The organism is Nocardia sp. NPDC050175 (assembly GCF_044459885.1).
Taxonomy (GTDB): Bacteria; Actinomycetota; Actinomycetes; order Mycobacteriales; family Mycobacteriaceae; genus Nocardia.
Window position 1 is genome coordinate 424,207 of record NZ_JBITJI010000008.1, and the last position, 26,363, is coordinate 450,569.

Here is a 26,363-nt window from a genome sequence, read left to right on the forward strand (position 1 = left end):
CGGCGGCCGGGCAGCCTATTTCACGTTTCCGGTCGATTACGGAGTGCTGGTCGGCGGGTCGCAGACCTTCCAGCCGTTGTCCGTCTGCTGGAGATCGAAGGTGCGCGCCGAGCGCTTGTTCGGATCGGCCTCGGTGTAGACGGTGGCCTGGGCGACCGCGGTCTTGTCCGTGATCTTGACCGCATCGACCTCGTCCACCACCGGAATGGTGCGCCGGTCCATCGACAGCTGGTGCACGCCGGCGAACTGATCCGCCGGAATGCCCTTGTAGAAGTCGTGCAGTGGACCGCAGGTGGTGCTCTGCAGGGTGGCCAGATCGCCGGTCTTCAGCGCCTGCGTGTAGTCGGTGATCGCGGCGCGGACCTTGGTCTCCGGCGAATTGTCCGTCGAGTTCGCGAACACCGCCACGATCACCCCGATCAGCACGACCACCAGCGCGGCCGCACCCGCCACCGCGAGCAGCCAGCGCTTGGAGCGGCCCGGTGCGGACGCGGGTTCGGCCGCGGCGGCCGGGGCCTGCGCGGGTGGGGCGATCCGCTGCGGTTGCGCGATCGGCCGCGGTTGCGGCGGGCGCGGTCCGCCGAGCTGCTGCGCGGGCATCGTCGGCTGGATGTCCGCGGGGGAGGGCGCGGAGCCCGGTCGAGGCAGACCGGGCGGCGGCGGGGCGGGTCGAGTGTCCTCGACCGGCCCCGGTCCGCTCTGCGGCGACGAAGGCCCTTGCGGACCAGGCTGTTTCGGGCCGGGGGCGGAGCGCGGCGTGGCCGGGGGCTTGGTGATCGGCACGCGACCGCCGCTCGGCGTGACCCGGTCGGTCCCGGCGGGCTTCGGCGCGTCGGTGGGTCGCTGGATCGGCAGCGCGACGGTCTGCGCGTCGTCCGGCTTGATCACCGGCATGGCCATGGTCACGTCTTCGGACCCGGGCGGTGCCTGTTGACCGGCGCCCGTCTGCATCTTGACGGTGTCCGCCTCGGGCGCGACATCCTCGACCGGCGGCGCGGGCCGCTGCACCCGCATCACCGTGGTCGGTGCGTCCCCGTCCGGTACCTCGTCCTTCGGCGCGGCCTCGGCAGGTTGCGCGGGCGCGGCGGACTTGTCGGGTGTGCCGGCCTGGGCCGCACCAGCTTTCGTGCCACCGAACCAAGGGCTGGCTTTCGCCGGAGCAGGACTTTCCTCGGCTGCTGCGCCAGGTGCTCCGGTGGTGGAGCTGTCTTTCTGCGCCGCAGTAGTTTCCGCGCCTGCCGTCGCCGAAGGTGTCGACTCGGCCGGTGCGCTTTTACCGGCCGCACCTGGCTGATTCGGGGCACCTCGTTTGATCGTCTCGGTCTTCGCCTCGGACGCGGCTGTGCTGCTGGCGATTCCGCCTTGGGCAGCGCCGGCCGCGGGAGTGCCTGTTCCGCCAGTTGTCTTATCGGATCGGCCGGTCTCGGCTGTGGCGGCTTTGCCAGAAGCAGGGCTGTTCTCTTGTGCAGCAGTGGGTTTTGAGCCCGGCTGTCCGCCCGATGCGGATGGTGCGGGCGCTCCCGTGCTCGCCGGAGTAGAGCCGGGCGCGGGATCGCCGCGCTTGATCGCGGCACTTTCGGCGGTCCCGAGGGCGCCGCCCTTGGCGATGTCGGAAACCACGTCGCCCGAAGCGGGCTTGTTTTGTTGCGTTCCTGCGGTTTTCGCGCCCGGGGCGGTAGAACCGGTCCGGGAAGACTCGGTGCCGGACTTGTTCCGGTCGTCGCGTTGGATCGCTTCGGTCTCGGCGTCGCCGGTGCCCTCGGCCGCCGGGCGATCACTCGAAGCGGGGCCATCCTGTTGAGCCGCGCCAGTTTTCGGGCTGGCCGAAGCTGTTTCAGCAGCTCCGCTCAAGGCGCTGGCTCCGGCTGCACCGTCGGATGCGCCGCCCTTAGACGCTGCCGCGACACCTGGCGCTGCCTGCTTCGCCGTGTCGGCTGAACCGAGACGCGGGGCGGCGGTGCCGGGTGGATTCGTGGGCTGTGCGGGTGGGCTGACCTTGGGCACGGACCTAGGGTCCGTCGAGCTGGGCTGTTGCGCTGCGGCACCGACCGGTGTCGAGGGAGCCGCCGGGCCGGACTTTGCGCCGGCCGCTGCGGTTCCCGGCGCGGAAGAGGTTGCCGCTGCAGTATTTCCGGGTGTTGCACCGGATGTGGCGGAGTCCTTGCCCGAGAACGCGGAGGCACCACCCGCAGCAGCTGGCTTACTCCCACCCGATGCGGCGGAGGCTTGGCCTGAGTTCGGTGCCTTCGGTGCGGCGGAGTCCGTACTTCCCGAACTGGCGGATTCCGCAGCGGAGCCTGTTGTACCCGCGCTACTTCCGGCCGTCGCACCTGGCTTGCCGGGAGCAGCGCCGGACTTCTCGGCAGCCGGTGCGGTCGAGCCCGGGTTCGCCGAGCCCTTGGTCGTCGGAGCCGAGCTACCCGCAGCGGAGATGGGCCGCGTGGAAGCGGCGGGCGCGGGCTTGTCCGCACCGGCGACCGGGTTGCGTTCCGTGGTGGCGTCGGGACGTGCGTCAGCCGCGGCCGGGGTTGCCGGGTCGGCGCTCTCCCGCGCCGGGTTCTTGTCGTCGTTCGGGTCGGACACGCACTACCCCTCGCTCAGGCGGAACAGTTGAACTCGACGGCCAGCTTAACGGGCACACCCGAACGAAGTCCGACTTCAGACCGCGCATGGCCGTGGCTAAATGTCCGCCCGTTTGTCCGGAGTGAATGCGGAGGTAATCGGTCATCGGTGCACAATGAACCGCATGACCTCGTTCGGTGATCTGCTCGGCCCCCAACCGGTACTCCTCCCCGAAATCTCCGACGCGGAAGAAGCGTTGCTCGACAAGACCGATCCGGTCCGCGTCGCGGCCGACCATCCGGCCGCGTCGATCGCCTGGGCCTACCTGGCCGAGGCCGCGCTGACCAGGGGCGAAGCCCAGGACGAACCGATCAACCACGACATCGTCGCCGCATACGCGTTCGCCCGCACCGGTTACCACCGCGGCCTCGATCTGCTGCGCCGCAACGGGTGGAAGGGTTTCGGCCCGGTCCCATGGAGCCACGAGCCCAACCAGGGTTTCCTCCGCAGTGTCGGCGCGTTGGCCCGTGCGGCCAAGATCATCGGCGAGACCGAGGAGTACGCGCGTTGTTTGGATCTGCTCGAAGATTGCGATCCGCGTGCCGCGGCTGAGCTCGGTCTCGACTGAGACGTAGTGACGCAGCATCGCGAAGCGATTCGATGGGGGGCGGCGGTCGGGTGACGGGTGGGCTCGACCTCAATATCAGACCCCGCGTCGGAGTCGCCCGGGCCAGCAGCATGGATCGGCTGCGTTCCTCGTGGGCGCGGTTGCGGCTGTCCGCATTGCCGATCCTGCAATGCGCGGTCGGTGCCGCACTGGCCTGGTTCATCGCGCGTGAGCTCGTCGGCCACCCGCAGCCGTTCTTCGCGCCGACCGCGGCCGTGGTCTCGATCGGCATCTCGTTCGGCGCCCGGCTGCGGCGTTCGGTGGAGCTGGTGGTCGGTGTCGCGGTCGGCATCGGCATCGGTGATCTCTTCATCACCAGGGCCGGTACCGGCGTGTGGCAGATCGCGCTGGTGGTCGCGGTCGCCATGGCCGCCGCGGTGTTCCTCGACGGCGGCTCGATCATCACCATGCAGGCGGCCGGTTCCGCCGTGCTGGTCGCCACCCTGCTGCCGCCCTCGGCGGGCGGCGGCTTCTCCCGGATGATCGACGCGCTGGTCGGCGGCCTGGTGGGAGTTGTTGTGGTGGCGTCGATTCCGCTGCACCCGGTGCGGCGCGCCCGCGAGCAGGCCGCGGAAATCCTTGCGGTGATGAGCAAGTCGCTCACCGAGTGCGCCGACGGCCTGCTCGAACAGGATCCCGACAAGCTGCGCTCGGCGCTCACCGCGGTCCGGGCGACCCAGCCGCAGCTGGATACGCTGCGCGCCACGCTGGAGGGCGGCAAGGAGATCAGCCGAATCTCCCCGCTGTACTGGAATTCTCGCGCCCGCCTCGAACGCATCAAGGCCACCGCCGATCCGCTCGACAACGCGGTGCGCAACACCAGGGTGCTGCTGCGCCGCTCGCTCACCCTGGTGCAGGACGACGAGATACTCGACCCGCGCCTGATCGACGAGGTCGAACGGCTCGGCCAGGCAAGCGAAGTGGTGCGCCGGATGATGCTCGCCGATCCGGGCGAGCAGCCCGACCAGGCCGAGGCGGCCAGGGTGCTGCGCACCGTCGCCAAGGAGGCGCGTCCGGAACTCGTTGATGGCGCCGGACTTTCGGCCCACGTCGTGTTCGCCCAGGTGCGCTCGATCGTGGTCGACCTGATGCAGGTGTGCGGCGTGAAACGCATCTCCGCGATCGCGCTGCTCCCGCCGACGGTGCCCAAGCCGTTCGTGACGCCCGAGGACTGACGACTACTCAGCGGATTATGGACACTCGTGCCAGAAGCGGGTGGTCATTCGCCGCGGTAAGAACGACCGCGCTGCGCTTTGGGGTAGTCCGCTACTCGTGTTCCGGCGATCCCCGCCACATAACTTGAACAGGTGACCGCGATCGAACGAGGGGTGTCGCGGTCGACCACTTCGCACACAAGCGAACTGCCCCATCGGCCACAGGTGTGGTGGCCGGCGGGTCGGGGCAGTTCGCCCGCTGCGAGGAGTGGAGCCGCCTGGGCCGGGGTCCGACCGGGCGGCTCCGCGTTCGTCAGCTGTCGCCTTCGGCCTTGCTGAGCGGGAACATCCTGGCCTGGCCCGGTCGCAGCGTGAAGCGGCGCCGGTCGAAGTCCCACAGCCGGTAGATCGGCCACTGCACGGTGTGCGCCAGCCAGGCTCCGACGATGACGGCCCGGTGGAACGGCAGCACCTGGTAGCCCTGATTGGTGATGGTGCGCAGCCCACCCAATTGGAACTGCCACCAGCGACTCGGGCTGGTCCGTCGACGCCGGGCCGACGTCTCGACCCGCATGTTCTTGAGCTGGTCGATCGGCAGGCTGCGCTTGCTGAGGCACAACGCCAGGTCGAGATCATCGATCACGTCCGGCCGCACCACGGTGTCCTCGCGCACCTCGAGCCAGGCGGTGCGGCGGATGGCCATGTTCGGGCCGTGCATGTTGCCGACTCGCCCGCCCAGCTTGCCGCGCCGATCCTGCAGGTAGTAGCCGAATTTCAGGAAGAAGCCGACCGGCGAGTCGTAGTAGGTGGTGATGCCGGTGACCGCGGCGACCTCGGGATGCTCGGTCAGGTGCTGCCGGATGACGGTGCCCCAGTCGGGCGCGACCAGGCAGTCGGCGTCGGTGCGTCCGATGAAATCGCCACGCGCCTTGTCGAATCCGGTATTGCGGGCGCGCGCGACACCGCGCTGGGGTTCGTCGACGAGTTCGACTTTCGGGTGGCTGAGCGCGTAATCGGTGACGATTTCGCGGGTGCCGTCGTCCGAGCCGTTGTCGACCACGATGATCTCGTCGATCGAGTCCTGAATCACCAGACGGTCGAGGGTTTGCGTGATGCACGCGGCTTCGTTCAGCACAGGGATGACGATCGATAAAGCCGTCGCCGAATCGGGGGTGCTCATGGGTGGTGCTGCTCCAATTTCTCAGTCGGGCATGCCAATTACCGCCAGAACGGTCTGTTACCTGCCCTGAACAGACGTGCGGCTTAGGTGATACGAAGGTTTTCGAGCGCGGACCCGGCCACGAATTGTGGCCAGGTCCGCGAAGACTGCTGATTATCGAGTGGGCCCACCCGATAAGATCACTTGTTCGACCCTAGTTGTCTTGGCGCACAGACAGAATCCCCAAGGCTTTGGGGCACCACTGCTCAGGTCGGACTCGCCGGGTCGCCGACCGCGGAGACCCGGGCCGGTGCCGGACGCAGCGTGAAGCGTCGGCGGTCGAAGTCCCACAGCCGGTAGATCGGCCACTGCACGGTGTGCGTCAGCCAGGCGCCGACGATGACGGCCCGGTGAAACGGCCGCACCTGATAGCCCTGGTCGGTGATGGTGCGCAACCCCGTCAATTGGAATCGCCACCAATCGCGCGGACCGGTCCGGCGGCGCCGGGCGGAGGTCTGCACCCGCATGTCCGTCAGCTGATCGATCCGCAGCCCGCGTTTGGTCAGGCACAGCGCCAGATCCAGATCCTCGGCGACATCGGACCGGGTGGTGGTCTCCGCCCGCACCGCCCGCCAGGCGGACCGGCGGATGGCCATGTTGGGGCCGTGCATGTTGCCGACCGGCCCGCCCAGCTTGCCGCGCCGATCTTGCAGGTACAGGCCGAATTTCAGGAAAAAGCCGATCGGCGAGTCGTGATAGGTGGTGATCCCGGTGACGGCGGCGGTGTCCGGATGTTCGGTCAGGGTGTGCCGGATCACCGCGCCCCAGTCCGGCCCGACCAGCGTGTCCGCGTCGGTCCGCGCGAGGAAATCGCCTCGGGCCCTATCGAATCCGGCGTTGCGCGCGGCGGGGATGCCGGGCTTCGGTTCCTCGATGAGGGCGACCTCCGGGTGGTCGACCGCATAGTCGCGCACGATCTGCTTGGTGTCGTCCTGGCTGCCGTTGTCGACGACGATGATTTCGTCGATCGCGTCCTGGACGACGAGGCGATCCAGCGCGCGCACGATCGACTTTTCTTCATTCAATGCTGGAATCACGACGGATAGCACCGTCGCTGTTGCTGTGTTGGTCATAGATCAAGCTCCAACGTCTGCTGATAGGCAGCGGAAACCCCAACTGAGCGGCCGGTTTTCGCTGCGAGGCGCGCGTTCGCGCGCGGTGGCGGTCGGCCGGACGCGGTCGTCTACGGTGACGCCGGTCCGAAGACGGCAGTTCGGCCACTATCGCGTTGTGTGCCGATACATTGCACGACGATCGTGGTTACTTACCGATCTCGCATGCGTGAATACCCCATTCCCCCCGAAACGATCATCGAGTTCGCACCCTACTCGATCGAATCGGTCGCGGCATCTCTCGGAGCTAAGTCCAGAAACGCGTCAGATAGCTGCCGAAGCGGGACCAATTCGATGGCACCCCAGACACTTCGAACAATGCGTACACCGCGTCGAAGAAGATCCCATTGATGGCGGGGGTGAACAGCAGCGCGAACAGGATCAGCATGCCGAACGGCTTGAACTGGTCGAGCGCGCGCCGCGTCTGGTAGCTGAGCGATGGCTCGAGAATCCCGTAGCCGTCGAGGCCCGGCAGCGGGATCAGGTTCAGCAGGGCCGCGGTGATCTGCAGGAAGCCGAGGAAGCTCACCCCGAACCACAGCGCGGGATGTGAACTGGCACTGCCGAATACCCGCACGATCACCAGCAGCAGCACCGCGCACAGCGCGTTCACCGCCGGGCCCGCGCCGCTGATGATCCGCTGCGTGCGCGGCGAAAAGTTGTGTGTGTGCACGTATACCGCGCCGCCGGGCAGGCCGATGCCACCCAGTGCGATGAACACCATCGGCAACACGATGGACAACAGCGGATGGCTGTACTTCAACGGATTCAGCGTGAGGTACCCGCGCAATTCGACCTCATGATCACCGGCCCGCCAGGCCATGAACGCGTGCGCGAATTCGTGCAGGCACAGCGTGATGATCCAGCCGAACACCACGAGCACGAACACGCCCACCTTGGCACGGGTGGAATCCAGATCGGCGTCCCAGGCCAGCGCACCGCCACCGATGGTGATGAGGACCACGAGCAGGAAGATCGGGCTCGGCCGCACCGCACGCGAGCGCCGTTCGGCGGGGAACTGGGCGGTCAACGGACCAACAGCCAGGGCTCGTGGTGCCGGTAGAAACTGGATCGCGGCACCGTCCGCTCGCTGCGGATGCCGTCGCGGGTCACCACCGCGCCCGGCGTGCCGAGCTGGGCGGCGCGCCCCTCGACCCAGCGGCGCTTGCGCATGCCGCGCTGCGCGGTGGCCCGCACGCCCGGCTGGTGCAGTGTCGGCGACACCAGCATCGCGGTGATCTTGCCGGAGAACAGTTGCACGTCGTCCACGTAGGCCTCCCCCTCTAGTCTCTCCTCGCCGACCCCGGTGATCTTGGCGCGACCGACCAGCACCTGACCGGTGTCGTCGCGGATCAGCGGCACCTTGGTGGCCCGGCCGTCGATGGCCCGCTTGGCGGCGGCGTTTCCGGTGCCCGTCTGATAGGCGCGGGAGCCGTAGGTCTTCTCGACCGGCACATAGCCGAGCTCCACGTGCAGTCGCTCGGTGCGCATCAGGTGGGTCAGCACGGTGGCCAGCGCCGCGTCGTCACCGAGCACGATGAGCCGAGGCAGGCTGTCGGCGGCCAGCACGGGAAGCAGTTCGTCGATCTCGGTGGTATCGGGGATGGCGGCCGTCGAACTGGTCGGCAGCGCCGCGAGGGCGATAGGTACCGGTGCGCCGTCGCAACGGAGAACGTGGGTACTCAAACTGCCGTACACCCTCCTCGGTTCGAGCCGACACCCCGTCGGACCCTTCGCCAGTTCCGCCGAACCGTGCCCGGTCCCGACGGCTGCAACCATAGCTCGGCGGGGCTGTGGTCACAGGGTGTCGAGCCTACGACGAGATCCGGTCCGATGCCGCCGCCGACGCGTCGACTAGACTGTGCTCCCGGCCACCGCCTCGACACGGCAGTAGCTGCAACACGGGCGTTTATCCGCCCCGCCGGTTCCCCCGGCCGCCATCGCTCAGGGTGTTGCACGTCGAACCGTAGGAGATACAACCATGCCGGCAATCGTCCTGATCGGCGCCCAGTGGGGCGACGAGGGTAAGGGCAAAGCGACCGATCTACTCGGTGGCCGGGTGCAATGGGTGGTCCGATACCAGGGTGGCAACAACGCGGGCCACACCGTGGTGCTGCCCAACGGCGACAATTTCGCGCTGCACCTGATCCCCTCCGGCATCCTTACTCCTGGCGTGACGAACGTCATCGGCAACGGCGTCGTGATCGATCCGGGTGTGCTGCTCGACGAGCTGGCCGGACTGGAGGAGCGCGGCGTCGACACCTCGGGCCTGCTGCTCTCCGCGGACGCGCACCTGATCATGCCGTACCACGTGGCCATCGATAAGGTCACCGAGCGCTTCCTCGGCAACAACAAGATCGGCACCACCGGTCGCGGCATCGGCCCCTGCTACCAGGACAAGGTCGCCCGCGTCGGCGTGCGCGTCGCCGACGTGCTTGACGAGAAGATCCTCACCCAGAAGGTCGAGGCCGCCCTGGAGTTCAAGAACCAGGTGCTGGTGAAGATCTACAACCGCCGCGCGCTCGACCCGCAGCAGGTGGTCGACGAGGTGCTCGCGAAGGCGGAGGGCTTCAAGCACCGCATCGCCGACACCAGGCTGAAGCTGAACGTGGCGCTGGAGAACGGCGAGACCGTGCTGCTGGAGGGTTCGCAGGGCACCCTGCTGGACGTCGACCACGGCACCTACCCGTATGTCACGTCGTCCAACCCGACCTCGGGTGGCGCGGCGGTCGGCGCGGGCGTCGGGCCGAACAAGATCACCGCGGTGCTCGGCATCCTCAAGTGCTACACCACCCGCGTCGGTTCCGGTCCGTTCCCGACCGAGCTGTTCGACGAGTTCGGCACCTACCTGGCCAAGACCGGCGGCGAGGTGGGCGTCACCACCGGCCGGGCCCGGCGCTGCGGCTGGTTCGACGCGGTCATCGCCCGCTACGCGACCCGGGTGAACGGCATCACCGACTACTTCCTCACCAAGCTCGACGTGCTGTCCAGCCTGGAGACGGTGCCGATCTGCGTCGCCTACGACGTAGACGGCGAGCGGGTCGAGCAGATGCCGACCACGCAGACCGGGTTCCACCACGCGAAGCCGATCTACGAAGAGATGCCGGGTTGGTGGGAGGACATCTCCGGGGCCCGCACCTTCGAGGAACTGCCCGCCAACGCGCAGGCATATGTGCTGCGGTTGGAGGAGCTTTCCGGGGCCAGGATCTCCTGCATCGGCGTCGGACCGGGTCGCGATCAGACCATCGTCCGGCACGACGTGCTCGGCTGATACCGGAACGTTATAACTGGCTGAATGATTGTGGCCGTTCATCGTTCGTTAGGTACGTTCCATGATCGGTTACATCTACAGTAAGAGTTATGGCTCGGAATTGGCCGATGGTCGAGCGGGTGACCGAGTTCGATGCGATTCGCGCTGCTCTCACCGGCACGGAACATGTCGGCGCGGTCCTCACCGGCGATGCCGGTGTCGGTAAGACAACACTGGCGAGGCAGGCGACTGCCGCGGTAGGCGGCAATATTCGGTGGGTAGCGGGCACCGAATCGGCGCGCAGCATCCCGCTCGGAGTGTTCGCGCATATGGTCGGCGTCTATACGGCCCATGATCCGGTGACGTTCATGTCCGCGGCGCGGGAAGCACTTCTTGCCGACGGGCACACCATCATCGGCGTCGATGATGCGCACCTGCTCGACCAGTTGTCCGCGACGCTGCTGTTGCAGCTGGCCATCGACAAGGCGGCGCACATCGTGGCCACCGTGCGCAGCGGGGTACAGGTGCCCGACGCGGTGACCTCGCTGTGGAAAGACGGCCATCTGCTGCGCATCGATCTGAATCCGTTCAGCCAGCGGCAGAGCGTCGACCTGGTGGAGTCGATGCTCGGCGGGCAGCTCGAAGGGTTCACCGCGAACCTGATGTGGGAGTCGTCCGGCGGAAACGCGCTGTTCCTAAGGCATTTGGTCGAGGGCGCGCTGGAGGCAGGCTCGCTGCGCCAGGTGAACGGTGTGTGGCAGCTGCGTGGGCGGGCGGCGGTGACCTCGGAACTGGCTGCGTTGCTGGAGGATCGGGTCGAACAGCTGCCCGAGGACGTGCTGCACGTGCTGGAGCTGCTCACCTTCTGTGAGCCGATCGACCTCGACGTGCTGTCCGAACTGGCCGGCGAGGGCGCGGTGGAGTCCGCCGAAACCCGTGGCGTGATCCGGGTTGTCGAGAATTCGCACCAGCTGATCGTGCGCTACAACCATCCGTTGTTCGGCGAGGTGATCCGGCGCAGGCTCGGCATCGCCTCGGCCCGGCGGTTGCGCGGCAGGCTGTACTCCTCGCTCAAGGAGCGGCCGATCAATTCCGCCGCCGACCGGATCCGGCTGGCCGAATTGGCTTTGGACAGTGACAAATCCGCCGATCTGGAGTTGTTCGAGGCGGCCGCCGCAGATGCCATCGGCTTGGCGAATCTGCCGCTGGGCGAACGCTTCGCCAGGGCGGCGGTGGAACGCCGCGGCGGGGTGGAATCCGCCGATCTGCTCGCCCGTGCGCTGCTGTGGCAGGGCCACCGCATCGAGGCCGAGCGCACGCTGGCCAGCTTCGACCCCGATCAGCTCACCGAGGTGCAACTGGCCCGCTGGGGCAGCACCCGGGTGGCGAATCTGTTGTGGGCCATGGGCGATGCCGATCGGGCCGACGAGGTGCTGAAGCTGGTCCGCGGCAAGGTCACCCACCCGAAGATCGCGGCCATCCTCGACGGCCTGGCCTCCGCGTGCGCGGTCAACGAGAACCGGATCGACACCGCGGTCACCGAGGCGGAGCAGGCGATGTCGGTGAAAGGCGCACCGCCGTGGGCGATCTGGTGGGCCTCCTTCGGCGGCGGGCTCGCGCTGGCGCTGATGGGCAAGGGCGAGGCCGCCCGGCAGTACGCCGAACGCGGGCACGAGGTGGAAAGCGAGATCGACGGGCTCAACCGCTTCATGTCGACCCACGCCGAGGTGCTCGCGCTGACCCTGACCGGCGATCTCGAAGCCGCACGACGTTGTGCCGCAGCCTATTTCGGCTATTCGGCACCTGGTCAGTATCTGGCGTGGGGCATGTCCAAGATTCTGCAGGGCACTGTGGACGTGGCGCAGGGACATTTCCCGGACGGCATCGAGAACCTGGAGCAGGCGCTGGCCGCGCTCGCCGCCGAGGGGGCGGCGGCCTGGATGTTTCCCGCGAGAATCCGGCTGGCCGAGGCGTATTCGGCGCTGGGCCGGTCCACCGAAGCGGCCGAGGCCATCGCGGAGGCGACCGCGCGGGGCGGTAGACACAGCGCCGTCTACGAACCACAGCTCGAAATCGCGCGGGCCTGGCACGCCGCCGCCGAGGGCACCGTCACCCCGGCCATCCGCCTGGCGATGAGTGCGGCCGACGCGGCCGCCCGCTCGAACCAGCACGCGATCGAGGCGATGGCGCTGCACGCCGCCGCCCGCTTCGGCGATCACTCCGCGGCGGGCAGGCTCGCCGACCTCGCGGCCCGGGTGGACGGTCAGCTGGTGCAGGCCCAGGCCAGGCACGCGGTCGCGCTCGCCGCGCACGACGGGCCCGGACTCGACGCCGCCGCAGCCGAATTCGAGCGGATCGGTGCGCTGCTCTCCGCGGCGGACGCGGCCGCGCAGGCGGCCTCCGCGCACGAGCGCGCGGGTGATCGCCGCCGCTTGCTGGAATCCGCTGCCGCGGCCAATCGCCTGGCGGCGGCCTGTGGTGGGGCGAGCACGCCCGCGTTGCGGCAGGCGGCCCAACCGCTGCCGTTGACCGCCCGTGAACGCGAGATCGCCAATCTTGTTGCGGCGGGGCTGTCCAACCGGCAGATCGCCGACCGTCTCACCGTTTCGGTGCGCACCGTCGAGGGCCATCTCTACCGCGCCTGCATCAAGATGGACGTGACCGATCGTGAGTCGCTGGGCGCGCTGATGCGCGGCGAATCGTCGTCTTGACCCCATCGCCGCACGCTTCTTGATCTCCCGCACCGAGAGTCGCATGCGATTCTCGGTGCGGGAAATCGAAAGGCGCGCGGGTGTTCGTTACTGGGCTCGAGGTAGTGGCCGACCTGCGGCGAAAGGACTGCACCCGGCCGCCGCAAGGACCGCATCGGTGCACGGCCGCATACCGTCGAGAGCAATGCCCGGCGTACGAATCTGGTTCTGGCCGAGGGGGATAGGGAGTCTTGCGCGAGCGCGACACGATGCGCTCACGCAGCAACGGTCACCTTTCAGCTATTGATGCTCGCTCTGTCGATCGGGGAGAAGTATTTGCTGCAAATCGGACTTTTTCCTGTTGGTGAACCCTGTGCGCAGGACATGTGAAGTCGCCGACTCAACTTGACAGCATCCGATCAGCTACAGATAGGGTGCGAGCGCGCAGTACGCGGGGACGTGCTGGCTGACCCAACCTGATGGTGGTGCTTCGACGTGGCTCGTCGGTATCGAGGACTGAACAATCCGACGACCCGGCGCACCATGCGTCCGATCGTCGGCGCTCTCCCGCTGGCCATCGCGGTCGCCTGCGCGGGGGTGGCAGTCGCCGATCCCGGCACCCCGACTCAGCCCGGCGTGACCACGCCGAGCGCCCCGACCGCCCCGGCAACGCCCGCGCCGAGTCAGCCCGGCGTCACCACCCCGAACCAGCAGGGCGTCACCGGCCCGAAGCCCACCCCGGCCGACCCCGCCGACTCGCAAAGCCTCAACTACGCCCGCCCGGTCCCCACGCCGGAGCCGGCCCCGCCGATCCAGCCGCAGCAACTGCACGCGCCGGAGCCGGTCGAACCCGTCGCCCCGATCGCCCCGCCGCCACGCACCCTGCGCATCGGTGACTTCACCGCCGCGGCCCCGAACGAGGTGCCCAACGAACTCCTCGACGGTGTCAACACCGCCGCCGCGGACGTCGAGGCCGCCATCGCCACCGGCGGCCGCTCCATCGGCATCAACCCCACCCGCTCCGACAAGATCGCCGCCGCGACCGCGGCAGGCGCGGTCGGTGGCGCACTGGCCGGCACCGCGATCGCAGGCATTCCGGCCGCAGTAGTCGGCGGACTCGGTGGTGCCGCCATCGGCGCCGGTGTCGGTGCGGGCATCGGCTTCGCGGTCGGCGTCGCCGGAACCGCCGCCGGTGGCGCGATCGCAGCTGCCGCGGCGGGAGTTCCGTCCGGTGGCGCGGGCGCGCTTCCCGCAGTAGGCGCCGCCTTCGTCGCGGCCTGGCCGATCGCCGCCGCAACCACCGGTGCAGGTGCCGCGATCGGCGCCGGCGTCGGCGCGGTAGCCGGTGCCGCAGTAGTCGGCATCCCCGCAGCCGTAATCGGCGGCGTTGCCGGTGGCATTCTCGGCGGCAGCGCGGGCGCAGGTTTCGGCGCCACCGCCTGACAGCTGAGGCGGCTATTCATGCCCTGACCGATCACCATGGCCAAGTACAGGTGCGGGTGTTGTACCGGCTAGGTGGTGGTTTCCGCTGTGCCGGTGAGGAATTCGCCTGCGGCGGGGGCCAGCAGGCTGACGTTCGGGTTGTGGCTGAGCTTGGCGATTTCCTGGAGTTCGGCGTCGGGGAGGACGGCGGCGATGGCCTTGGCGCCCTTGCGGAGCAGGGCGTCGCTCTTCGCGCCCGCGATGACCAGGGTTTGGGCTTTGACGGTGGTCCAGTCGTCGGTGCGTAAGGGTTCGCCGCGCATGTAGTCGCGCATCACCGCCCAGTCGTGCGGGGTCGAGTTCGCGGTGGCGACGAGGTTCTTCCAGAACGGCGTGCAGCGCATGACGGAGACCATCGGGCGGGGGATGCCCATCGCCTTGGTCATGTAGAAGCGGACCGTGTCGGCGCGGCGGTCGGCGGCCACCAGTTCGTGCAGCGTGGTCTCCAGGTCGGTGGCCGGGACGAAGCCTTCCTGGTCGACCACGAACGGCGGCTCGAAGGCGACGACCTTGGTGATGCCGAGGATGCGGCCGGATCCGGCGGCGCGCAGCGCGAGGGCCGCGCCGGACGACCAGCCGAACAGCATCGCCGAGCCGCCGACCGCCTCGACCAGGGCGGCGATGTCATCGATCTCGCGCTCGACGTCGTAGCCCGCGGCGTCGGTGCTGTCGCCGCGGCCGCGCCGGTCGTAGTTGAGCACGGTGAGGCCGTAGTGCTCGTTGAGCGTGGTAGCCAGTTCGACCATCTTCGGGAACTTCCGGTAGCCGAAGGCACCACCGATCAGGATGACGGTGCCTGCGTGGCCGTCGTGCCGGTCGTAGGCGATCACGGTGCCGTCGGCGGAGGTCACGGTCTCCACAACAGTCTCACTTTCGACGCGGGTGTCGGCCAACGATGCGTTGGTGCCTTGCCTGTTCAGACGGTGCCGGGTGCGTGGATTCATCGACGGCGGTAGCGACAGACCAGACCCCGCGAAAGTCTGTGATGCTGCTCACTATGCCGGTCTCGTGTCCGGTATGCCCGTGAACGTTATGTACGGAAACCGTCCGGGAGCCGGGACGCCCCGACTGGCCCTGACGTCGCGATGCCACCCGCGGGTCGCGACAGGTCGGATCGCGCACCACGCTGGGCGCGAAAACCGTTCACTCAGAACAGGGTCGGCTCGCCGAACCCCGGTGTCCGTTCGATTTCCAGCAGGTTCTGCTTGGTGGTGATGCCGCCGGGGGCGGAGAAGCCGGTGAGCGCATTGTCCGCGGCGAGCACCCGATGACACGGGATGATCAGCGGAATCGGATTGCGGCCCAAGGCTTGTCCGACGGCCTGGGCGGCGCCGGGCGCGCCGATGCGGTCGGCGACCTGGCCGTAGGTGAGGGTGTGGCCGGGATCGATCGCGCGGGTGACCTCGAATACCGCGCGATGGAATTCCGGAATCGCGCTGGTGTCCAGGGGAATCCAGCGCAGGTCGTCGAGTTCGCCGGCCAGGTGGGCGCGGATGCCGGTGATGGCCTCGGCGATGACGCCGGTGGGCGCCTCTTCGCGGACCTCGTCGTCCGGCAGGCCGGTGCGGCGGCGCGTGATGCGCGCGCGGGTCGCGGCCGGGTTCGCCTCGGGGAGCTGGAACCGGATCACGGCCGTACCGCTCCATGCGATCGCGCAGAGGCCGATCGCGGTGTCGAAGAGTGTTGCCTCGGCGGACAGGCAACTGGCGTCACTCATGGTCTCAGTGTGCACGGCGGGACCGACAAGTTTCGAGATATCGGTCCAGTTTTCCTCAACTGGCCTTGTTGTGCAGCGTGCTCGGGTCTGTGACGAGCCGCCGGACGCCTTTCGCGGGACGCCGCGCCGCGTCGCGGCTGTGCGCGACGGTCCGGCGCGACCGCCATGCGTACTCGGTGACCGGTGTTTCGGCTGGTTGCCGGACCGGCTCGACGGTGGTCAGCTGCGGTGGCTCGGTCCGGCCGACCGGCGCGACCTGCGGCGAGATCTGTTCCGGCACATCACTACGCCCGTAGATGGCGGCCAGATCCGAATAGCGCCGCTGCTCGTCGTAGTACGAGGAGGGCCAGTCGGACATCGGCGAGTGCGGGTGGTAGCGGTCCAGCCGGAACGCCCGCTCGGTGCCCCTCGGCAGGTAGCGATAGATCAGGTAGCCGAAGGCGGCGACGACGAGAAGAGTGGCAAAGGTGGTCATGGTGCCAGCCTGCGCCCCGACTGGCCTTGCTTTAAATAGCCACTCCCTCAATACTGGACCTTATGGCGACGAGAGTTATCGGAGCGGGCACCCTGGCTCGCGACCTTGGTCGGTGGCGGCACGTGGTCGAGGACGGCGACATCGAGTCGGCTCGGCGCTCCGCCCGCCCGGCGTATCTCGCACTCGCCGAGGGCATTCGGCTGCTGATCCATGACGGCCGGGCCCCGCTCGGCGTCGCGTTGCCCAGTGAACGCGATCTCGCCGCCACCCTTGCGGTCAGTCGCACGACGATCACCTCCACCTACTCGCTGCTGCGTGAGAACGGCTACCTGATCAGCCGCCAGGGCTCGCGCAGCACCGTCGCCCTGCCGCGCGACGTGCAGCACGACGGCAGCAAGCCGGCCAGGAGCATCCTGGCGATGATGGCGTCCTCGGAACTGCCGACCATCGACATGACCTATGCCGCGATGTCCGCGCCGCTGGAGATGCAGGAGGCGTATTCGGTTGCGCTGGAGGGGTTGCCGACCTATCTCGGCACCCACGGCATGGATCCGGTCGGCGTGCTCACGCTGCGCGAGGCGATCGCGCGCCGCTACACCGAGCGCGGGCTGCCCACCGAACCGGACCAGATTCTGGTCACCCTCGGCGCCCAGCACGGCCTGCGGCTACTGCTGAATGTGCTCACCGCGCCCGCGGCCCGGGTGCTCATCGACCACCCCACCTACCCGAACGCGATCGAGGCGATCCGCGATGTCGGGGCCAGGCCGGTGCCGGTGCCGCTGCGGCCCGAGTCGCCGGACAAAGCCTGGGACGTCGACGGAATCCGCAGTGCCGCACGGCAAACCGCGGCGACCCTGGCCTACCTGGTGCCCGACTTCAACAACCCGACCGGCCTGCTGCTCGACGCCGACGGCCGCGCGGAACTGGCCGCCATCGCCAGGGAAACCAGGATGACCGTGGTGATCGACGAGTCGATGGGCGATCTGCACCTGACCGGCGAGCAGCAGCCGCCGGTAGCCGCGTTCGCCAAGGGCAACGAGATCGTCACCATCGGCTCGGCCTCGAAGTCCTTCTGGGGCGGCCTGCGGGTCGGCTGGATCCGCACCAACCAACCCCTGATCACGAAGCTGCTCGGCATCCGGTCCACGGTCGACCTCGGCACGCCGGTGATGGACCAGCTGGCCACCGTGCACCTGCTGGCCAACGCGGGCACCATCCTCGACCGCCGCCGCGACCAGCTGCGCGCCCAACGTGCCGCGCTGCTCGACGCGGTCGCCGAGGAGCTGCCGGATTGGCGCGTCGGCTACGGCGCGGGCGGCATGTCGGTGTGGGCGCAGCTGCCCGCGCCCGTCTCCACCGCGCTGGCCGCCACCGCGCCCAACCACGGCGTATTGCTTGCCGCCGGACCGAGATTCGGTGTCCAGGGCGCATTCGAACGGTTCATCCGGCTGCCCTTCACCCACCAGGAACCCGACCTCCGGTTGGCGGTCAAGGCGATCGCCGCCGCCTACGAGGCGCTGACGCCGCGCGCCGCAGACGCGCTCCAGCCGCTCACCTGCTACTGATGTCGTTGCGCGGCAGGGTATAACGCGTTCGACAGTGGTTCGACGACTACTGACGTCGGCCGGTGCCTACGCCCGCGAGGAGTGTGTCGATGACGCGACCCGCGAGGGTATCCGGGTCGGTGGTGCCGTCCAATTCGGTGCTGCCGTGCACGGTTTCGGTGATCAGCGCGAGATAGACCCGCCGGACCCAGGTCAGGTCGGCGTCGGCCGCGATGAACCCGTCGGCGCGCGCTCGCTCCAGCACCGCGTCGCATTTCGCGAAGACGTCGGCCTGTAGTCCGGCGACCTCGGGGTCGGTGCTGTCCACCCGATCGAGCGCGTACGAGGCCCCGTACTTGATCTCGATGACATTGGCCGTGGCCTGATGCAGCGCGACCAGCGGCGGGGCCGTCTGCGGCCGGGCGGCGTCGACCGCGGTCGCGATCTGCCGCCAGGCGGCGACCGCCATGGTGCGCACCAGGTCGTCCCGATTGGCGAAGCGCCGGTGCACGGTGGTGCGGGCGACCCCGGCGGCCTCGGCGATCTGCTCGAGGGTCGCGTTGGGGTGCTCGCTCAGCACCCGTTCCGCGGCGTCCAGGATGGCGCGGACGGTGCGCTCGGCATCGGCACGTAAGGGGCGTGCGGATGTGGGCGACATGGTGGCCTCCGTTCCATGGGATCTTCTCGACACACTACATGTGAGCTGCGATTTACCATGAAACTGCAACATTAGTGTTGCAGATATTAGATATGTTGCTACTCTGGTGTTGCATCGAATCGAAGGAGCTCGAAATGACCCGCACTGGAAAGACCGCTCTCATCACCGGCGCCTCGTCCGGCATCGGTGCGGAGTTCGCCGCCGAGTTGGCGGCCCGCGGCGACGACCTCGTTCTGGTCGCCCGCTCGCTACCGCGCCTGGAATCCCTTGCTGCGCAACTGCATCAGCGACACGGTGTCCGGGTCGACGTGATCGGTCAGGACCTCACCGCGCCCGACGCCGCCGCGCGAGTGGGGGATGAGCTTGCGGCACGGGAACTCTCGATCGACATCCTGATCAACAACGCGGGATTCGGCAGCGCAGGCCGCTTCGAAGACCTCGGCGCGGATCGCGAACAGGATCAGCTGATGGTCAATGTCGTTGCGCTGGCGGGGCTTACCCGTCGGCTGATCCCGGGCATGTTGGAGCGCGGTAGCGGTGAGATCGTCAATGTCGCTTCTATCGCGGCTTTTCAACCGTCGCCCTACTTCGCGACCTACTCCTCCGGGAAGGCGTTCGTGCTGAACTTCAGCCTGTCGCTGTGGAGCGAATACCGCGGCCGCGGAATCAAAGTCCTCGCCGTCTGCCCCGGCCCGACGGAGACAGCGTTCTTCGACACCGTCGGCACCCGCGATGCCGCCCTAGGCCAAATGGGTAGTGCCACACAGGTTGTGCGGTCCGCGCTGCGCGCGCTGGAACGCAACAAGGGTTACGTCGTACCAGGCGTACAGAACTTCGCCAGCGCGCATCTGCTGCCGCGCCGCCCGCGTACGGTGGTGGCTCGCATCGCCAAGCTCGTCACCCGTGGGCTCGCTGACGGCGGTCGTCCGATCAACGCCGAGCCTGCCGCGGTTACCGCTTGACCCGGCCAGGTCGAGTCGACGAAAAAGGCCCCGGAGGTACGCCCGGGGCCTTTTCGTTGTAGCGAGAAGTCAGTCCGCCCAAACGGATTCGATCGGAGTCGCTTCGCTGGGCGGCGGGGTCGGGATGCCGTTCGGGGTGCGGGAGAAGCGGGGCGCCGGGGCGTGCTGGGTGATGTTGTCGACCTCGATCAACGAGCCGCGGGCCGTGATGTGCTCGTTCTTCGTGGCTTCCTCGAACGTGAGAACGGGGGAGACGCAGGCGTCGGTGCCGACGAAGATCTCCGCCCACTCGTCCCGGGTCTTGGTGAGGAAGCGTTCCGTGAACAGCTTTTTCAGGGTTTCCTGGCCCGCCGGATCGAGCTGGAAGGGCAGGCCCTCCGGGTCGATGCCCAGACCCGCGAGCAGCTGGGCGTAGAACTGCGGCTCGATCGAGCCGACCGCCATGTACTTGCCGTCGGCGGTTTCGTAGGTGTCGTAGAACGACATTCCGGTGTCGAGCAGGTTCACCCCGCGCTCGTCGGACCACGCGCCATAACCGCGCATGCCCCAGATCATGTGCGAAAGGGCAAGGGCGCCATCGACCATCGCGGCATCGACGACCTGCCCCTTGCCGGAGGTCTGCCGCTCGACCAGCGCGGCGAGCAGCCCGAACACCAGGAACATCGAGCCGCCGCCGAAGTCGCCGACCATGTTCAACGGCGGCACCGGGCGCTCACCCTTGCGGCCGATCGCGTGCAGCACACCGGTGAGGGAGATGTAGTTGATGTCGTGTCCGGCGCGATCGGCGAGCGGGCCCTCCTGGCCCCAGCCGGTCATCCGGCCGTAGACCAGGCGCGGGTTGCGCGCCAGCGCGTCGTCCGGGCCAAGCCCCATCCGTTCGGTCACGCCGGGCCGGAAGCCCTCGATGAGCACGTCCGCTTTCTCGATGAGCCCGAGCACCTTCGCGATATCGGCCGGGTCCTTGAGGTTGGCCTCGACGATGGTCCGCCCGCGCTGCTGCGGCCGGTCGAACCCGCCGGGGATCTGCCCGGCCCGCTGGATCCGCACCACATCGGCGCCCAGATCGGCCAGCAGCAGCGCGGCGTGCGGGCCGGGGCCGATGCCGGCCAGCTCGATGACCTTGATGCCCGCGAGCGGGCCTTTGACGGCGGTGGATGGAGTGCTCACGCCCTACCTCGGTTCGTCGTTGATCCAGTACACCGGCGGCCCGGCGCTTCCCGGGAGCGGCCCGGGAGGTGTATTGACAGTATGACAATAACGTTGCCGCAACCCGCCGCGTCCGCCGCTGGGTGCCACCGGTTCCGGACAGCCTCCCGCCGTGCACCGACGCACTCGGTTACGTCACGACCCAGCAGTGCACTGTTCGCGGGAATGTCCGGCGAGCCCGCGCAGTGGGGAGGCGTTCATGCGTGAGACCGACGATCCGCGGTCACGAGCGACGCGAATGGGGTGCGTCAGAGGCGTTGAGCCATTTCGAATCCGATGTCGATCTGCGTCGAGGAGACCCGGTCGAGTCCGCGATGGTTGCTGAAGAGTTCTGTAACGAGGTCGTGTCCGAAGGATCGGACCGTTAGCGCAAGAATCCCGACGATATCGATGTCGACGAGATCGATTGGAGCGGAACAGTTCTCCCATAGATGGGTATTCGTCTGCGCAAGCTGGACGGCTTCGTCGTATGCTGCGCACATGGCATTGATGTGAGTAACAAGAGTAGTCGGCGTCTTTTGCTCGATGATCGATCGAGCGATCGCCCAGTACCGATGAATAGGTGTTCCCAAGGCCCCCACGGGCAGAACTCCCGATCGTTGCGGAGAATCTTGGAGAATGCTGAGCAGCAATCTCTCGTGCCGGCGGGCGATCCTTCGATTGCACACTGCGGATATGAGAATATACGCGCTCTGCTGTGGTTCGGTCAGGAAGTGATGTCCAACTTCGCGGTCTACATAACCGTCTCGTGGCTCTTGATAAGGAAAAATTGCAAGCGCGTCGTCGAGCAGCTCGGCTGTGGTGTCGGATTCTCCATCAGCTAGAACGTTCAAGAACAGCCCGAACCCGGCTCCCAGTTCTATGAATACGGTACTGGCTTGGCGTAGTAACTCTATTGCTCGTGGTGGGTCGAGCATCATGCACAGTTGTCCCGCTTCGCGGAGGGCGGTCGCGTAGTCGGCGCGAAGTAACCACAGATCATCTTTGTTGTCTGCGACCGGCGCGCTGCTCAATGATTCGAGCTCGTCACGAGCTGTCGCCGCATATCCTAGGAGAAACTCGATGCGCGCTGAGAATCTAGCTGGATCGAGTCCCATCCGTGCCAGCTGGTCGACTGTCATCAGAGCAGCTCGCGTACGTTGCTGAGCGTCTGGGGTGTAGTGAAGTCTTTATTCTCGTGACGCCACTGACGAACGAATTTGCGATCTCCGGATGCCGTCTTGGTGTCCCATCGCTCGCACGCTGCGATTTGATTAGCGGGAATCGATATCTTGGCCGTTATCTCGCCTTCCGGTTGATAAGTGGAGTAGCGGCGATATGTGTTCAAATCTCGAATTTCCTCGGCAACTGCCTGCACGGCAACAGCGGGCCGAGGACTGAGGATCAGCCAGCATTCGAACAAGTAGGCCACCTCCTTTTGGTAGAATTCTGTGCCGAACCACAGCGCGGTCTGCCGGGCGCGACGGACGAAGTTGGTCTTCGCGGCCGCGTCACGTTCGACGACCCCTGCTGACAGGGAGATAAACGGGCTGATCTCATTGAATGGTCGGCCCGTCGTCGGATCTGTCGATGTAAAATGATTGACATGCAGGTCGAGATTGTTTTCTGTGAGCTTTTCCGGAATGGCCTGCTGATTTATCCGCCCGGTGTCACGCCACCAGCTGCATACGAGACCGCTCCGTTGGTCAATGATTGCCTTTGCGGCTACATCGCTCGAGAGGTTGATTCCCTTCAAACACCATTGCACAATCATCGTGTAGCCACCTCGCGATCGGCCTGTGCTGTCAATAGCGAGCGGATCTGCTGAGCCACCTCGTATCGGTCCGTTCCGGCGACTATTCTGGTGCTTTCCAAAGCTGACTCAACGAGGGCTCGCTGCCCTTCACTGAGGACCTTGTTAGTATTCAGCAGAATTCGAAGAGCAACCAACGCGTGGTACTGTTCGAATGCAGACCGTGACTCGCCTATCGCTTGCGTCAACCGTGCGCTGTCAGAAAGTGACACATCGCCTTGCATCAAAGCGATGGCCATGATCCGGTCGCCATCCTTGCCCTGGTCGAACAATTGTATTGCAGCGTCCTGACTCAACTGAGTAGTTTTTGCGAGGAGGCGGCTGCTTGCAACTAGCTCCTCGAGCTTGCGAGTGCGGGCGGAACCAGGCTGCTGGCTGGTCCTCAGCTGTTCGTATCGGGCGGCGAATGGTGCAACGGTGATCAACGCATCGGCAGCCTCCCGCCGAAGCTCAATTGCACGCGGTAGATCGCCCTGGTCCTCGGCTTGGTCGGCTTGGTCGAGGAGTTCGATTGCAATATCAGCTGTCGCCAAAGCCTCCCCCAGATAGAGCCGCGTGAGTAGCCAGCTGCTAATGAAACCGGCAGTGGCAAAACCTATGACGAGCGCTGCGGCGAATGGTGCGCCGATTTCACCGCCGCCAAGGGAGGGCGCCATAGCGTCGAACAAGCGCCCGGCCCCGTCTTTGATGGGGCCGAGCTGTGTCAAGGTCACTCCAACAATGATCTTTGTCAACCAGTCGGATATCTGCTCGAGATTCGTGTTCGCGGCGAATCGCGCACCGCGATTCACGCGAGGTCGATCAAGCTCTGACGAGGTGTCGCTCGAAAGCGCGCGTGGTATCCCGAACAGGAATCCGAGGAGGCCGCCGGCGGACGTGGTCGCGATTGCGTAAAGTATGGCGGATCCGGCAACGCCAACTGGGTTCGAGGTCTGTGTCGAAAAGAGTGCAATCGCACCAAGAGCTAATATGGGCAGTGCGCCGATAGCCACCCCGGAGACTGTCGTCCGGCGAGAGACTCGCACTGTTGACCGCCGTCGGGAACCGCTTTGGGATGCCATAGGCCACCTTGTCGAGTCTTGCTGTCCGCCTTAGGCTTGCGCTGTACTCATCGGCCCGCGGCGCTCAATACTAACGCTCGATTGGAGTCATGAACTCGGATCGGTGCGAACAGCGAGCCTGACCAGGTCAGGGCGTGACCTCTGATGCTGACGATGCGCTATGACAATCACTTCGAACCGTTCTCGCACGCTCCTCGTTATGCACTGGCCGACGGGGTAGGTGACAATCCCAGCAGCGCGACAATCGCGGGAGCGTCCGGTGAGCCAGCGCGGTGAGGTGGAGTCATGAGAGAGCGCGCCCCGCGCATGACGGAGCCGAGCGCTGGCGAGGTGGAGTCGTGAGCGAGCGTCAGCGAGCGAACCAAAGACACAGCGTGCCGGTGCGCGCGACGGAGCCGAGCGCTAGCGAGGCGGAGTCGTGAGTGCCGCGGGTGAGGTCGTTGTCGGCCTGGTCATTCTGGTCGGCCTGCTCGGCATCATCATTCCGATCCTGCCCGGCGTCATCCTGATCTTCGGCGCAATCGCGGTGTGGGCCTTCATGACCGGCGGCGCCACCGCCTGGACCGTCTTCGCCGTCAGCACCGCCCTGCTCGTGCTTTCCGGCGTCATCAAATACACCTGGCCCGGTCGAAAGATGAAGGACGCGGGCGTCGCCAACCGATCACTGATCCTCGGCGCGGTGCTCGGCATCGTCGGCTTCTTCGTCATCCCCGTGATCGGCCTGCTCGTAGGCTTCGTGCTCGGCGTCTACCTCTCCGAACTCCAACGCCTCCGCGTCGGCCAACAAGCTTGGCAGTCAACGGTTCACGCACTCAAGGGCGTCGGCCTGTCGATGCTCATCGAACTGCTCGGCGCGCTGCTCGCCACCGGAGTCTGGGTGATCGGCGCAATCGTCGCCTGACCCAGCGTTATTCGATGATGGGCAGCGGGATGGTGTCTGCCACTTCGAGTTTCGGGAGGCTGTCGCGGCGGATGGGGATGGTCGGCTGCTCGGTGGTGTACATGGGCAGCGTGGGGGCCGGGTCGGCAGGCAGCGGGCGGACCCGGGCCGGGAGGCGGTAGAACGCGCGGGCGTTGTCCTCCAGCACGGCGAACATATCGGTGCCGACCACATCGCAGATGAGATCGACATCGGCATCTTGGAACGGGCGACCCGCGCGGGTGCCGGGCAGGTCGGTGCCGAACATCAGCGCCTCCGGATTGACCGCGTGGATGCGCCGCAGCGTGTCCGGCACGCTCATCGCGACCCGCCCGAAACCCGTCGCTTTGACCTTGGCGCCGCGATCGACCAGATCCAGCAGGTACGGCAGGCCCTCGTCGGACATGCCGAGGTGGTCGATACAGAACACCGGCAGCTTGGAGATCACCGGTTGCAGCGACGCGAGCATCTGCCCGTCGATGTACACCTCGACGTGCCAGCCGACCAGTTCATGGGCGCGCAGCGCCTGCAGCGTCATGCCGGTGATGTCGGCGGCGGCCCGCTTCAGATTGAAGCGCAGGCCGCGGATGCCGATCCGGTCCAGTTCGATGATCTCGTCGTCGGTGGCGTCCAGGTCGAGCCTGGTGACGCCGACCCAGCCCTCGCCGAGTTCGGCGAGGGCCGCCTTCAGATACGTCTGGTCGGTGCCCTGGAAGGACCCGCTGACCACGGCGCCGCCGCCGACATCGAAGCGCGACATGCGCTTTCGATAGTCGGCGATGGTGAAGGAGCCGGGCAGGTAGCCCTCGTTCTCGAACCGCGGGAACCGCGGATCGAAGATGTGGAGATGGGCATCGAACACCTGTACAGAATGCCTCAGTGCGAGTTTTTCTGCTGTCGCGGAGCTAACAAGCGGGTCGCTCAGACCTTGTGTGGCTCGCTGGCGCGCAGCATGTCTTCGCGCTCGACCACCTTGACGCGTTCGCGGCCCTCCGGCTCGCCGAGCGAGCGCTCGTGCGCGTCCAGGCGGTACCAGCCCTGCCAGGTGGTGAACGGGATGCCCTTGCCCTCCAGGAAGGTGGTGACGGCGTCGAGCTCCGGCTGCGCGGCCGGGGTGAAGTCCTTGCTGTCGTCGAGCAGGCAGGCCACCGTCTCGTTGGCGTCGCCCTTGGTGTGGCCGATCAGGCCGACCGGGCCGCGCTTGATCCAGCCGGTGACGTAGGTGGCCGGGACGTAGCGGTCGGCGCCGTCGGCGTTCTCGTCGCCGATCACCCGGCCCGCCTCGTTGGGCACGGTGCCTGCCTGGTCGTCGAACGGCAGGTTGGTCAGGTTCTGTGACAGGTAGCCGACGGCGCGGTAGACCGCTTGCACGTCCCATTCGGTGAAGGTGCCGGTGCCCTTGACGTTGCCGGTGCCGTCGAGCTGGGTGCGTTCGGTGCGCAGGCCGACGACCTTGCCGTCCTCGCCGAGGATCTCCGCGGGTGATTCGAAGAAGTGCAGGAACAGCTTGTGTGGGCGGTTGCCGACGTCGCGAATCGCCCACTGTTCCAGGGTGTTCGCGATCATGTCGACCTGCTTGGAGTGGCGGCGTGCGGCCTCGGAGCCCTCGTCGTAGTCGATGTCGGCGGGATCGACGATGACCTCGATGGTCGGCGAGTGGTCCAGCTCGCGCAGTTCCAGCGGGGTGAACTTGGCCTGGGCCGGGCCGCGGCGGCCGAACACGTGTACCTCGAGGGCCTTGTTGGCCTTGAGGCCCGCGTAGACGTTCGGCGGGATCTCGGTCGGCAGCAGCTCGTCACCGGTCTTGGCCAGCACGCGGGCCACGTCGAGCGCGACGTTGCCGACGCCGAGCACGGCGACCTTCTCCGCGTCCAGCGGCCAGGTGCGCGGCAC

General features: G+C 67.1%; 24 protein-coding genes. 9 read left to right on the top strand and 15 right to left on the bottom strand.

Features of this window, described 5'->3' with window-relative positions; translation table 11 throughout:
• Positions 1–36 precede the first annotated feature (36 nt).
• On the bottom strand, positions 37–1,620 hold the full coding sequence (locus tag ACIBK2_RS28505; RefSeq protein WP_396971451.1) for a hypothetical protein: 1,584 nt from the start codon (positions 1,618–1,620) through the stop codon (positions 37–39).
• 541 nt (positions 1,621–2,161) lie between these two features.
• On the opposite strand from ACIBK2_RS28505, the gene ACIBK2_RS28510 reads away from it, so the two are divergent.
• From ACIBK2_RS28510 to ACIBK2_RS28520, 3 genes are all read left to right on the top strand, one after another.
• Positions 2,162–2,614, top strand: coding sequence for a hypothetical protein (locus ACIBK2_RS28510; protein WP_396971453.1), 453 nt, complete (start codon positions 2,162–2,164; stop codon positions 2,612–2,614).
• A gap of 123 nt (positions 2,615–2,737) precedes the next feature.
• Positions 2,738–3,190 (top strand): DUF3151 domain-containing protein, encoded by a 453-nt coding sequence (locus ACIBK2_RS28515; protein WP_396971455.1) that lies wholly within the window; start codon positions 2,738–2,740, stop codon positions 3,188–3,190.
• A 110-nt stretch (positions 3,191–3,300) separates the two neighbouring features.
• Entirely contained in the window at positions 3,301–4,404 is a 1,104-nt protein-coding gene (locus ACIBK2_RS28520) for an aromatic acid exporter family protein (RefSeq protein WP_396971457.1), read from the top strand.
• Between the two features lie 292 nt (positions 4,405–4,696).
• Here ACIBK2_RS28520 and ACIBK2_RS28525 read toward each other — a convergent pair whose 3' ends face one another.
• The 4 genes from ACIBK2_RS28525 to ACIBK2_RS28540 all read right to left on the bottom strand — a co-directional run bounded on the left by ACIBK2_RS28525 (position 4,697) and on the right by ACIBK2_RS28540 (position 8,400).
• Positions 4,697–5,563: a glycosyltransferase family 2 protein gene (locus ACIBK2_RS28525; RefSeq protein WP_396971459.1), complete on the bottom strand. Its 867-nt coding sequence runs from the start codon at positions 5,561–5,563 to the stop codon at positions 4,697–4,699.
• Between the two features lie 245 nt (positions 5,564–5,808).
• Positions 5,809–6,675, bottom strand: coding sequence for a glycosyltransferase (locus tag ACIBK2_RS28530; protein ID WP_396971461.1), 867 nt, complete (start codon positions 6,673–6,675; stop codon positions 5,809–5,811).
• Positions 6,676–6,961: 286 nt separating this feature from the next.
• Positions 6,962–7,744 carry a site-2 protease family protein gene (locus ACIBK2_RS28535; RefSeq protein WP_396971462.1) on the bottom strand — a complete coding sequence of 261 codons (783 nt, stop codon included), beginning with the start codon at positions 7,742–7,744 and terminating at the stop codon, positions 6,962–6,964.
• Positions 7,741–8,400 (bottom strand): hypothetical protein, encoded by a 660-nt coding sequence (locus ACIBK2_RS28540; RefSeq protein WP_396971464.1) that lies wholly within the window; start codon positions 8,398–8,400, stop codon positions 7,741–7,743. Before ACIBK2_RS28540 ends, ACIBK2_RS28535 begins: the two co-directional genes overlap by 4 nt.
• A gap of 295 nt (positions 8,401–8,695) precedes the next feature.
• Here ACIBK2_RS28540 and ACIBK2_RS28545 point away from each other — a divergent pair, with 295 nt between their 5' ends.
• From ACIBK2_RS28545 to ACIBK2_RS28555, 3 genes are all read left to right on the top strand, one after another.
• Positions 8,696–9,985, top strand: a complete 1,290-nt coding sequence (locus tag ACIBK2_RS28545; protein WP_396971466.1) for an adenylosuccinate synthase — start codon at positions 8,696–8,698, stop codon at positions 9,983–9,985.
• Positions 9,986–10,074: 89 nt separating this feature from the next.
• Positions 10,075–12,675: a LuxR C-terminal-related transcriptional regulator gene (locus ACIBK2_RS28550; protein ID WP_396971468.1), complete on the top strand. Its 2,601-nt coding sequence runs from the start codon at positions 10,075–10,077 to the stop codon at positions 12,673–12,675.
• Positions 12,676–13,149: 474 nt separating this feature from the next.
• A complete protein-coding gene (locus ACIBK2_RS28555; protein ID WP_396971470.1) occupies positions 13,150–14,097 on the top strand; it encodes a hypothetical protein in 948 nt (315 codons plus the stop codon).
• Between the two features lie 68 nt (positions 14,098–14,165).
• Here the strand turns inward: ACIBK2_RS28555 and ACIBK2_RS28560 are convergent, their stop codons facing one another.
• The 3 genes from ACIBK2_RS28560 to ACIBK2_RS28570 all read right to left on the bottom strand — a co-directional run bounded on the left by ACIBK2_RS28560 (position 14,166) and on the right by ACIBK2_RS28570 (position 16,328).
• A complete protein-coding gene (locus ACIBK2_RS28560; protein ID WP_396971472.1) occupies positions 14,166–14,996 on the bottom strand; it encodes an alpha/beta fold hydrolase in 831 nt (276 codons plus the stop codon).
• Positions 14,997–15,283: 287 nt separating this feature from the next.
• A complete protein-coding gene (locus tag ACIBK2_RS28565; protein ID WP_396971474.1) occupies positions 15,284–15,853 on the bottom strand; it encodes a methylated-DNA--[protein]-cysteine S-methyltransferase in 570 nt (189 codons plus the stop codon).
• Positions 15,854–15,908: 55 nt separating this feature from the next.
• On the bottom strand, positions 15,909–16,328 hold the full coding sequence (locus tag ACIBK2_RS28570; RefSeq protein WP_396971476.1) for a hypothetical protein: 420 nt from the start codon (positions 16,326–16,328) through the stop codon (positions 15,909–15,911).
• 62 nt (positions 16,329–16,390) lie between these two features.
• Between ACIBK2_RS28570 and ACIBK2_RS28575 the strand changes: the two genes are divergently transcribed.
• A complete protein-coding gene (locus ACIBK2_RS28575; RefSeq protein ID WP_396971478.1) occupies positions 16,391–17,893 on the top strand; it encodes a PLP-dependent aminotransferase family protein in 1,503 nt (500 codons plus the stop codon).
• A gap of 46 nt (positions 17,894–17,939) precedes the next feature.
• Here ACIBK2_RS28575 and ACIBK2_RS28580 read toward each other — a convergent pair whose 3' ends face one another.
• A complete protein-coding gene (locus ACIBK2_RS28580; protein WP_396971480.1) occupies positions 17,940–18,530 on the bottom strand; it encodes a TetR/AcrR family transcriptional regulator in 591 nt (196 codons plus the stop codon).
• A gap of 134 nt (positions 18,531–18,664) precedes the next feature.
• Between ACIBK2_RS28580 and ACIBK2_RS28585 the strand changes: the two genes are divergently transcribed.
• Positions 18,665–19,492, top strand: a complete 828-nt coding sequence (locus tag ACIBK2_RS28585; RefSeq protein ID WP_396971482.1) for an SDR family NAD(P)-dependent oxidoreductase — start codon at positions 18,665–18,667, stop codon at positions 19,490–19,492.
• Positions 19,493–19,561: 69 nt separating this feature from the next.
• Here ACIBK2_RS28585 and ACIBK2_RS28590 read toward each other — a convergent pair whose 3' ends face one another.
• The 4 genes from ACIBK2_RS28590 to ACIBK2_RS28605 all read right to left on the bottom strand — a co-directional run bounded on the left by ACIBK2_RS28590 (position 19,562) and on the right by ACIBK2_RS28605 (position 23,482).
• Positions 19,562–20,659, bottom strand: coding sequence for a CaiB/BaiF CoA transferase family protein (locus tag ACIBK2_RS28590; RefSeq protein ID WP_396971483.1), 1,098 nt, complete (start codon positions 20,657–20,659; stop codon positions 19,562–19,564).
• A gap of 287 nt (positions 20,660–20,946) precedes the next feature.
• Positions 20,947–21,819 carry a hypothetical protein gene (locus ACIBK2_RS28595; protein WP_396971485.1) on the bottom strand — a complete coding sequence of 291 codons (873 nt, stop codon included), beginning with the start codon at positions 21,817–21,819 and terminating at the stop codon, positions 20,947–20,949.
• The gene (locus ACIBK2_RS28600; RefSeq protein ID WP_396971487.1) at positions 21,819–22,451 is read right to left on the bottom strand and encodes a hypothetical protein; all 633 of its coding nucleotides are present in this window, start codon (positions 22,449–22,451) and stop codon (positions 21,819–21,821) included. Before ACIBK2_RS28600 ends, ACIBK2_RS28595 begins: the two co-directional genes overlap by 1 nt.
• Complete coding sequence (locus ACIBK2_RS28605; RefSeq protein ID WP_396971488.1) at positions 22,448–23,482, bottom strand: hypothetical protein; 1,035 nt, start codon at positions 23,480–23,482, stop codon at positions 22,448–22,450. The genes ACIBK2_RS28600 and ACIBK2_RS28605 overlap by 4 nt, the downstream gene beginning before the upstream one ends.
• Positions 23,483–23,969: 487 nt before the next feature.
• Between ACIBK2_RS28605 and ACIBK2_RS28610 the strand changes: the two genes are divergently transcribed.
• Positions 23,970–24,452, top strand: coding sequence for a DUF456 domain-containing protein (locus ACIBK2_RS28610; RefSeq protein WP_396971489.1), 483 nt, complete (start codon positions 23,970–23,972; stop codon positions 24,450–24,452).
• A gap of 7 nt (positions 24,453–24,459) precedes the next feature.
• On the opposite strand, the gene ACIBK2_RS28615 is transcribed toward ACIBK2_RS28610, so the two are convergent.
• Complete coding sequence (locus tag ACIBK2_RS28615) at positions 24,460–25,332, bottom strand: amidohydrolase family protein (RefSeq protein ID WP_396971490.1); 873 nt, start codon at positions 25,330–25,332, stop codon at positions 24,460–24,462.
• A 59-nt stretch (positions 25,333–25,391) separates the two neighbouring features.
• Positions 25,392–26,363 (bottom strand): pyridine nucleotide-disulfide oxidoreductase (locus ACIBK2_RS28620; protein ID WP_396971492.1); only part of this gene is annotated, 972 nt, incomplete at its 5' end.